The organism is Streptomyces sp. NPDC002156 (genome assembly GCF_053593675.1).
This window is the reverse complement of sequence record NZ_JBSFDA010000016.1, coordinates 93,029-101,979: the sequence shown is the minus strand read 5'-3', so window position 1 is coordinate 101,979 and position 8,951 is coordinate 93,029. Positions and strand designations below refer to the sequence as shown.

Annotated in this window: 9 protein-coding genes and 1 pseudogene; 4 read left to right on the top strand and 6 right to left on the bottom strand. The window is 70.6% G+C overall.

Features of this window, described 5'->3' with window-relative positions; translation table 11 throughout:
* Positions 1–200 precede the first annotated feature (200 nt).
* On the top strand, positions 201–1,379 hold the full coding sequence (locus ACWCRB_RS10310; RefSeq protein ID WP_450995633.1) for an FAD-dependent monooxygenase: 1,179 nt from the start codon (positions 201–203) through the stop codon (positions 1,377–1,379).
* Positions 1,380–1,398: 19 nt separating this feature from the next.
* Here the strand turns inward: ACWCRB_RS10310 and ACWCRB_RS10305 are convergent, their stop codons facing one another.
* The 5 genes from ACWCRB_RS10305 to ACWCRB_RS10285 form a co-directional block, all read right to left on the bottom strand.
* Entirely contained in the window at positions 1,399–2,613 is a 1,215-nt protein-coding gene (locus ACWCRB_RS10305) for a sugar ABC transporter permease (RefSeq protein ID WP_450995632.1), read from the bottom strand.
* Positions 2,610–3,386, bottom strand: coding sequence for an ATP-binding cassette domain-containing protein (locus ACWCRB_RS10300; RefSeq protein ID WP_450995631.1), 777 nt, complete (start codon positions 3,384–3,386; stop codon positions 2,610–2,612). Before ACWCRB_RS10300 ends, ACWCRB_RS10305 begins: the two co-directional genes overlap by 4 nt.
* A 38-nt stretch (positions 3,387–3,424) precedes the next feature.
* Positions 3,425–4,540 (bottom strand): sugar ABC transporter substrate-binding protein, encoded by a 1,116-nt coding sequence (locus ACWCRB_RS10295; RefSeq protein WP_450995630.1) that lies wholly within the window; start codon positions 4,538–4,540, stop codon positions 3,425–3,427.
* Positions 4,541–4,635: 95 nt separating this feature from the next.
* The gene (locus ACWCRB_RS10290) at positions 4,636–4,980 is read right to left on the bottom strand and encodes a hypothetical protein (protein ID WP_450995629.1); all 345 of its coding nucleotides are present in this window, start codon (positions 4,978–4,980) and stop codon (positions 4,636–4,638) included.
* A 513-nt stretch (positions 4,981–5,493) separates the two neighbouring features.
* Positions 5,494–6,132 (bottom strand): NAD(P)-dependent oxidoreductase, encoded by a 639-nt coding sequence (locus ACWCRB_RS10285; RefSeq protein WP_450995628.1) that lies wholly within the window; start codon positions 6,130–6,132, stop codon positions 5,494–5,496.
* 67 nt (positions 6,133–6,199) lie between these two features.
* On the opposite strand from ACWCRB_RS10285, the pseudogene ACWCRB_RS10280 reads away from it, so the two are divergent.
* The 3 genes and pseudogenes from ACWCRB_RS10280 to ACWCRB_RS10270 form a co-directional block, all read left to right on the top strand.
* Positions 6,200–6,331, top strand: a pseudogene (locus tag ACWCRB_RS10280) (TetR/AcrR family transcriptional regulator); the annotation flags it as partial.
* A gap of 12 nt (positions 6,332–6,343) precedes the next feature.
* Entirely contained in the window at positions 6,344–6,592 is a 249-nt protein-coding gene (locus ACWCRB_RS10275; protein ID WP_450995627.1) for a hypothetical protein, read from the top strand.
* A 75-nt stretch (positions 6,593–6,667) separates the two neighbouring features.
* Entirely contained in the window at positions 6,668–7,636 is a 969-nt protein-coding gene (locus ACWCRB_RS10270) for a zinc-binding dehydrogenase (RefSeq protein ID WP_450995626.1), read from the top strand.
* A gap of 31 nt (positions 7,637–7,667) precedes the next feature.
* On the opposite strand, the gene ACWCRB_RS10265 is transcribed toward ACWCRB_RS10270, so the two are convergent.
* Positions 7,668–8,942: an MFS transporter gene (locus ACWCRB_RS10265; RefSeq protein WP_450995625.1), complete on the bottom strand. Its 1,275-nt coding sequence runs from the start codon at positions 8,940–8,942 to the stop codon at positions 7,668–7,670.
* Positions 8,943–8,951 lie beyond the last annotated feature (9 nt).

The following is an 8,951-nucleotide window of genomic DNA, read 5'->3' as shown; positions in this document are numbered from 1 at the left end:
GGGGGGGTGGGCCGGGGCCCCCACGGCGTTGTGGGGCGGTGCGGAGGGAAGCGGCAGCTGCACGCCGGGTTTGTCCCGGGTCTGGGGGCGCAGCCCCCAGTGGGGGTCCCCCCTCTGGGGGAGGGACGGGTAGGGGCGGCGGGGGCGAGGAAAGATAGGGCCGGGTGCTTCGCCGGGTCGGGTTGCTGAGGGGAGTGGGCGTGAAGGCGATCGTCGTAGGGGCCGGTATCGGCGGGCTGGCCGCCACGCTGAGTCTGCGCGCGGCCGGGTACGACGTCACGCTCGTCGAGCGGACGCGCCGCTTCACCGAGATCGGTGCCGGGATCCAGCTCGCGCCCAACGCCACCCGCGTACTGCGCCGCCTGGGCCTGCTCGACACCGTCGCCGCCCGCGCCGCGCGCCCCGCCCGGCTGACCTTCCACACCTGGTCCGACGGCACCGAGATCTGCCGGTACGTCATCGGGACCGAGGCGGAGGCCGAGTTCGGGGCGCCCTACTTGCAGGTCCACCGGGCCGACCTGCACCGGGCGTTGGCCGATCGGGTCCCGCCCGGGTCGGTCCGCCTGGACACGGAGGTCGTCGGCATCGACCAGGACGACAGGCAGGCGTACGTCACGACTGCCGACGGCGAGCGCCTGGCCGCCGACCTGGTCGTCGCCGCCGACGGGGTGCGCTCCTCGGCCCGCCAGTGGCTCTTCGGCGCCGACGAGGCCGTCTTCTCCGGCACCGCCGCCTACCGCGCACTGCTCCCGGCCGCCGAGGTGGCCGACCTGGACCTGCCGGAGTACGCGGGCTGGCTCGGCCCGGGCCGGCACGTCGTCCACTACTGGGTCCGCGGCGGCGAACTCCTCAACCTGGTCGCCGTGTTCACGGCGAAGACGGCACCCGAGTCATGGGCGGAGTGGACGGAGTCGTGGACGGCCAAGGCCGAACCGGGGGAGCAGCTCCGCGAGTTCGCCGGCTGGGACCCCCGGCTGCTCACGGCCCTGGAACGCGCCGGCCAGGTGTTCCGCTACGCCATCCACACCCGCACCCCGCTCACCCGCTGGCACCTGGGCCGGGTGACCCTCCTCGGCGACAGCGCCCACGCGATGGTCCCGTTCCAGGCCCAGGGCGCGGCCCAGGCGATCATGGACGCGGCGGTACTGGGCGACTGTCTGGCGGGCGCGACACCGGACGGCATCCCGGACGCCCTGACCCGGTACGTACACCGACGGCTCACCACGGCCACCCGGGTGCAGGCCGGATCCGCGAGCGCGGGCGAGGTCTACCACCTGCCGGACGGGCCGGAGGCCGACGCAAGGAACGCCCGGATGGCGGCGTACGAGAACGAGAACAGGTTCGGCCCGCACGCGGGGGCGTGGGGAGAGGAACCGTGACCGCGCTGTTCCCCTGCCCTCAGGCCCGTACCCGCGAGGCGGCCGTCCGGCGAGCCAGGGAGTCGAAGATGACAGCGGTGATCAGCACTCCACCCGTGATCATGAACTGAAGGGCGGTCTGCACGCCCAGCAACGCCATGCCCGAGGCGATCGACTGGATGATGAGCACCCCCAGCAGCGCCGACCACGTCGAGCCCCGCCCCCCGAACAGACTGGTCCCGCCGATGACGGCGGCGGCGACCGCGTTGATCAGCAGCATGCCGGACCCCGAGACCTGGCTCGCCGAGGTGAACCGCGACGCGACGAACAGCCCGCCGACCGCCGCGAGCGTCCCCGCCACCATGAACACCGAGACCCGTACGCGCGTCACATCGACACCGGCTCGCCGGGCCGCCTCCACCCCGCCGCCCAGCGCGAGCACCTGCCGTCCGTAGGGCGTACGGCGCAACAGCAGGTCCGAGGCGACGATGAACCCGAGGAAGATCAGCAGCGCCAGCGGCAGCCCCTCGAAGTTCCCGAGCACGGCGACGGTCGTGAACGCGACGATCGCCAGCAGCACGGTACGTACCCAGATCTCGCCCACCGGCCGGCACGGCATCCCGGCACCGGCGCGCCGCCCGCGTTCGCGCAGGGAGAAGAACAGATAGGCGGCCGTACAGACCGCCGCGAGACCGTAGGTGAAGCCGGGGGCGCTGTAGTAGCGGCTGGTCAGCGTGGCGACCAGCCCGTCCTCGCTGAAGTGGATGGAGCTGTCGGGCCCGAGCAGGTAGATCATCAGACCGCTCCAGGCCAGCAGCCCGGCGAGGGTGACGACGAACGCGGGTACGCCGAACTTGGCGAACAGGAACCCGTGGAGCGCCCCGATGGCCGTACCGCAGATGACGGCGATGAGCACGGCGAGCCATTCCGTCATACCGAGGTTGACGTTCAGCGCGGCGAACACGGCGCCGGCCAGCCCGGCGAGCGACCCGACGGACAGATCGATCTCACCGATCAGCAGCACGAACACGATGCCCACGGCGACCATGCCGGTCCCGACGATGTCGACGCTGAGGACGGACAGATTGCGCGGCGAGAGGAACTTGTCGTTGAGACTCTGGAAGACCACCCAGGTGACGGCGAGGGCGAGCAGCACGGGCGCGGGCCCGAGGCCGCCTTCACGAACCCTCCGACGCACGGCACCGGCGTACGCCGAGACCCGCCCCTTCACGGCCACGCTGACGTTGGTCTTCACGGCCACCCCTCTTCCGGGTGCGGCCGGTGGGCGACGGCATGGTCGGCCGCGCCGGTGATGGAGGAGATGATCTGCTCCTGGGAGGTCGTGTTCACGTCGAAGAGACCGTTGTTGCGGCCGAGGCGCAGCACGGCGACCCGGTCGGCGACGGCCTTGATGTCACTCATGTTGTGGCTGATGAGCAGCACCCCGAGCCCCTGGTCGCGCAGCTCCTCGATCAGGTCGAGAAGCTGGTTGGTCTGCTGGATGCCCAGGGAGGCGGTGGGTTCGTCGAGCAGCAGCAGCCGGGGCGAGCCGAGGAAGGACCGGGTGATCGCGACGACCTGCCGCTGTCCGCCGGAGAGACTGGCGAGCGGCACCCGCACATCGGGGATCCGGATGGAGAGGGTGTGCAGCAGCTCGCGGGTACGCCGTTCCATCTCCACCTCGTCGAGAACACCGAAGCGGTGGATCTCCCGCCCGAGGAAGAGGTTGGCGACGACGTCGAGGTTCTCGCACATGGCGAGGTCCTGATAGACGGTGGCGATCCCGAGCACGCTGGCGTCCTGGGGATGCTTGATCTGTACAGGACTCCCCTCCCACTCGATGACCCCCTTGTCCGGGGGCCCGACCCCGGAGATCACCTTCACCAGGGTGGACTTGCCGGCGGCGTTGTCCCCGACGAGGGCGACCACCTCCCCGGCCCTGACCTCCAGCTCGATGTCGACCAGCGCCTGTACGGCGGCGAACCGCTTGGAGACACCGCGCAACGCCAGCAGAGGCTGACCGGGCACGAGCCACCTCCTTCCCGTGGGCGCTGTGGGGATGTGCGTCAGGTGAGGCCGGCCCGATCGCAGGCGGACCGGAGAGCAGGCGTACAGATCTGGTCGACGGTGTACATACCGTCCTTGACCAGCGTCTCCCCGATATTGCCGACAGTCACCGAGACGGACGGCAGCAGAACCGCGGGCACGTCCTTGGTGGTCGGACTGTCGACGGTGCCGGTGGCGATGGCCCCGACCTCCTCACCGCGCCCGAGGGCGACGGCCATCTGGACGGTGGCGTCGGTCGCGCGCTTGAAGGGCTTGTAGATGGTCATGTACTGATCGCCCTTGACGATCCGCCGTACGGCCAGCAGATCGGCGTCCTGCCCGGTGATGGGCGGCAGCGGCCTGACCTTGGCGGCGTTGAAGGCGGAGACGACGGCACCGGCCATGCTGTCGTTGGCGGAGAGGACACCGTCGATGTTCTCGGCACCGAGGGCGGCGATGGCGCCGGTCATGTTGACGTAGGCGTTCTCGGGCCGCCACCTGACGGTGTCGTAGGACTTCGCGATGGTCACCTTGCCTTTGAGGACCTTGAGCGCGCCTTCCTTGTACCACCCGGCGTTGGGGTCGGTGGTGGCCCCGTTCATCATGACGATGCGCCGCCCCTCACCGCCGTCGGCCGCCATGGCGGTGAGCAGAGCCTCGGCCTGAAGCCGCCCGACCTCCTCCCCGTCGAAGGTGACGTACCCGGAGATCGGCCCCTGCGCGAGCCGGTCGTAGGCGACGACGGGAATCCCGGCCCGATGGGCGGACTCGACGGACGGACGCATCAGCTGGGGATCGACGGCGGCGAGGATGACCACATCGACACCCCGGGTGATCATGGCCTCGAACTGCTGCTGCTGAACCTGGGGATCGGGTGTGGCGGCGACATTGGCGGCAGGACAGTCAGGACAGAGCTCCTTGAGCCTCTCCTCGATAAGGGGCTTGTCGAACTGCCCGAACCGCGAGGCCCCGCCACCGGGAAGCAGAACCCCGACGGTGATCCGATCACCACCGCCGCCGCCACTACCGCTGCCCCCGCCCCCACAGGCCCCGACGAGCCCGAGACCCACGGCAACGGCGACAGTGACGGCGAGAGACCTTCGCTTTACGGCTGGCAGGCCGACAACGGTACCCATGTCCCGTTCCTTAGAACTTTTGTGCGATATTGCCACGCAAAGGGAACTTAAAGGCAAGGGTAGTCAAGGACCTGCGCAGGCGCCCTGCGCAGGCCCTAGAGGTGGAGCAGCCGCTGGGTGATCTCCCGGTACTGCCGGAGCGAGAGCCGGAGTTCGTCGGACTGCGTCTCGGGATCGTGCCCCTGCCAGCCCTCGTGGAGAAGACGACGCCGTTCCGCGAGGGCGTTCACGAGCTGGGCGACGGCGTCGTCGTAGGCACCTTCGGCCTCTGCCAACGCCTCACGCGGGGTGTCGGCGAAGTGGTTGATGGCTCGCCCGAGCCGCCGCACGATTTCGTCCCGCTCATTTGCCCCGAGCAGCGGCTCAGGGCCGCTGGTCCGGCGCTGGGAGCGGCCGGGAGGCTGGTCGGAAGACTGCTGGGCGCGTGTCTGGTCGTACATCTGTAGGTGCCGCTTCCGTTGCGCCCGAAGGCGTCCTCGGTCTTCCCGACGGCCTGTTCCAGGCTCCCGGAGACCCGGTCGGTCCTGCATCGGCGCTGTGGTCACCTGCCCGCGGTGACCCGGCCGAGCACGGTGAGGCGAAAGCCTTGGTGGGTGATCCGGAGCGGCCCCCTTCCGCCCGGCGCCGCGCCGTGCTGCCAGTGAACGTCCGGCGAGGATCCATGTCAACGCGACGGCTGCGCTCCTCCGCCTCCAGGCGGGTCAGGAGACGTCGGCGCGGATCGGGTCGCCGAGGAACCCGTCGGTGAAGGTCACGTACTTCGGGGTGAAACTGCCCTTGGGGAGCGTGCCGTGACCACCGGTGCCCGCGCCCGGCGGTTTCGTCGACGGGACGCCTCGGCTTGTTTCTGACGCTTACGCCGAGCGTCCGCTGTCCACCGCTGGGTCTTGGGTCCCGCCACGTCTGTGCCGGAACGACGTCGCGATCGGGAGGCGGGGCGGTCGGCCGTGATGTCAGTCGGCGACGCCGATGGTCTGTTTGACGGTCGCCGGGTCGGTGAGCATTCGGAGCATGGCGTGGGCGAGGTCGGCGCGGGCGATGGAACGCCCGCCGCGCACGTTTCCGGCGGGATCGGCGCGGTAGCGGCCGGTGCCTGGCCTGTCCAGGAGGCGGGGTGGTCGCACCACGGTCCAGTCACTGGCGCTGGCACCGACAAGACGCTCCATCTCGCCGAGGTCGGCGTAGATGTTCCGGAAGACGCGGCTGACGAGGGGGTGCAGGAGGGCGCGATAGGCGAGGCTCTCGCCCTCGGGGACGGGCCCGACCGGGGCGGCGCTGACGACGAGGAGACGGCGTACGTGGTTCTCCGCCATGGCGGTGAGGACGGCATGGACGGCGGGGGCGACGAAGCCGGCCGTCCTGGTGGTGGTGCCGAGTGCGGAGAGGACGGCGTCGCGGTCGCCGAGGTGCGGGCTCAGGGCGGCGGGGTCGGTCATGTCGGTGACCGTGACGACCTCCAGCCCGGCGGGACGCGGGGTCGGCAGCCTGGCAGGGTCGCGGACGAGGGCGCGGACCTCGTGGCCGGTCTCCAGGGCCTGCCGGACCAGGTGCCGACCGGTTCCGCCGGTGGCACCGAAGACGGCGATCCTCATGTCTGCGCTCCTCGGGCAGGACCCTCACGGAGGTGGGTAAGTGTTCACTCACCCCTAGGGTGAGGCTCTGTCTTCCGCCCCGTCAAGCCCGGAAGGACCCGCTCGTGGCCGCGCCTCAGTCCTCTCCACCAAGGAGATCGCGCGGGCCGCGGGCTGCTCGGAGGCGGCGCTCTACAAGCACTTCGGCAGCAAGGAAGAGATCTTCGTCCGGGTGCTGCACGAGCGGCTGCCCCGGATCCTGCCGCTGCTCGCCGAGTACACCGCCGTCCCCGAGGCCCGGCCCGTGCAGGAGCGGCTGGCCGAGATCGCCCGGCACGCGGTGCGGTTCCACGAGTCCACCACCCCCGTCGGCGCCTCCCTCTTCGCCGAGCCGGCGCTGCTGGCCCGCCACCGTGAGGAGCTGCGGAAGATGGACCAGGGCCCGGAGACGCTGCCCACCCGTATGCCTGGTTCCCGTTGAGGCCGACTTGACCTCAACTTCGCTTGAGGTTCTACGTTGTGTACACGATGCAGGTCCAGACAGGGATGTGGTCCGATGCGCGCGATCCAGGTGCGGGAGTTCGGTGGGCCCGAGGTACTGGTCCCCGAGGAGATTCCCGATCCGGTCGCCGGTCCGGGACAGGTCGTGGTGCGGCTGGCCGCCGCCGACGTCATCTATCTCGACACGCTGCTGCGAGGCGGCTGGGGAAAGGAGTTCTTCCCCCTCCGGCTGCCCTACGTCCCAGGTGGGGGCGGAGCGGGTCGGGTGCTGTCCGTGGGAGAGGGCGTGGATCCTGACTGGGTCGGACGCCATGTGGTCGCCCGCGCGACCAGCGGCTACGCCGAGCAGATCGTCGCTGCCTCGGAGGTGGTGGTCGAGGTCCCCGAACCGTTGGGCTCCGCCGAGGCGGCCGCCTTACTCCACGACGGAGTCACCGCCCTGATCCTCACCCGGGAAGCGAAGATCAGCAGGGGAGAGTGGGTCCTGGTGACAGCGGCGGCCGGCGGAGCGGGCTCGTTGCTGGTGCAGCTGGCGCGTGACGCCGGCGCACGCGTCGTCGCGGCGGCCCGGGGCGCGCGCAAACTCGCGCTGGCCCGTGAACTGGGCGCGGAGGCCGCGGTCGACTACTCGGAGCGGGGATGGCAGCACCGGGTGCGCGAAGCGGCCGGCGGGGCGGGCGTCGACCTGGCCTTCGACGGTGCGGGAGGAGAACTCGGTGAGGCGGCTTTCGGGGCGGTGGCCGACGGCGGTCGGTTCATCACCTATGGCACCTCCAGCGGGGAGTTCGCCCACATCGGTCCGGGGGCGGCGGAACAACGACGGGTGCGGGTGACCAACCTTCTGAAGGCCGGGTCGCCCGATCAGGCCACTGTGCGAGAACTGCTCACGGAGGCACTCACGTTGGCCGCGCAGGGCCGGATCCGTCCGGTCGTCGGCGCGACCTACCCGTTGGAGGGGGCGAGGGAGGCCCACACCTCCCTGGCCCGGCGCACCACCCTCGGCAAGTCCCTGCTGCTTGTCTAGGGCCTGATCCGCCGGACAGGCCCTGGTCACGTCACTGCTTGTCCAGTACGTCGGCTACGTCAGCGTCGGCGGGAGTGCCGCCCCGGGGCGGATCTCCGTCGGGACGCCGGCGGTCGGCCGCCATGGCCACCGCCCCCGCCGCCATCGACACCAGTCCGCCGAGCCACAGGCCCGAGCGGGCACCCAGCGCTCCGGAGACTCCGCCCACCAGCAACGAGCCCAGCGGAGTGGTTCCCTGGAGGATCAGCGTGTACAGGGCCATCACCCGGCCCCGGTACTCCGGACGGCTGCCGAGCTGGATGCGGTGATTGGCGGCCTGGGCGAAGTACGTGGACGCCAGGCCCGTCAGGAACAGCGACACCATGGCGGCCACGAACGTCGGCGCCCACCCGGCGATCACCTCCACCAGGCCGAGCAGGAGCGCGGATCCCGTCACCAGGCTGCTGGACGGCCTGCTGCGACGGGCCGTGGTGACGAACGCGGCCAGGAGCGAACCCGAGGCGAGGGCCGTGGTCAGCAGCCCGAAGGAGGCGGCATCGGCGCCGAACACTGTCCTGGCGATCAGCGGCAGGGTGACCTGGAAGTTCAGTCCGAACAGCCCGACGACCGCCACCAGCGCCAGCGGCAGTGTCAGATCCCGCCGGGACGCCACGTACCGCAGGCCGTCGACGATGCGGGACGAACCATGGCCTGCCGGGACGCGGTGCAGCTCGCCCGGCCGCATCATGAACAGGCCGGCCACGGTCGCCAGATAGCTGAATCCGTTGAGCAGCATGACCGATCCGGCGCCGAGCCAGGCGATGAGCGCTCCGGAGACGGCGGGACCCATCACGCGGGCGATGCTGAAGTAGGCGGTGCTGAGCGCGGAGGCGTTGGGCAGTAGCTTCGGTCCCACCAGCTCGCTGACGAACGACATCCGAGTCGGAATCTCCACCGCGTTCACCATGCCGATGCCCAGGGCGGCGACGTAGAGGTGTGTCAACCGGACGGTGCCGGTGAGCGCCGCCAGTGCCAGCAGCAGGGCAAGCACACCGGACACCAGATTGGCTCCGACCAGCAGGGTGCGTTTGTCGTACCGGTCAGCGAGCCGCCCCCCGTACAACGTGAGCAGCAGGAGGGGCGTGAACTGCAACGCGGTGACGAGTCCCAGGGCGGTGCCCGAGTCGTCGGTCAGGGAGAGAACCAGCCAGTCCTGAGCGGTGATCATCATCCAGGTGCCCGTCACGGACACGACCTGCCCGGCGGCGAAGAGCCTGAAGTTGCGTACGGACAGGGAGCGGAAGGTGTGGGCGAGCGCGGTGCGCATGGACTCGTG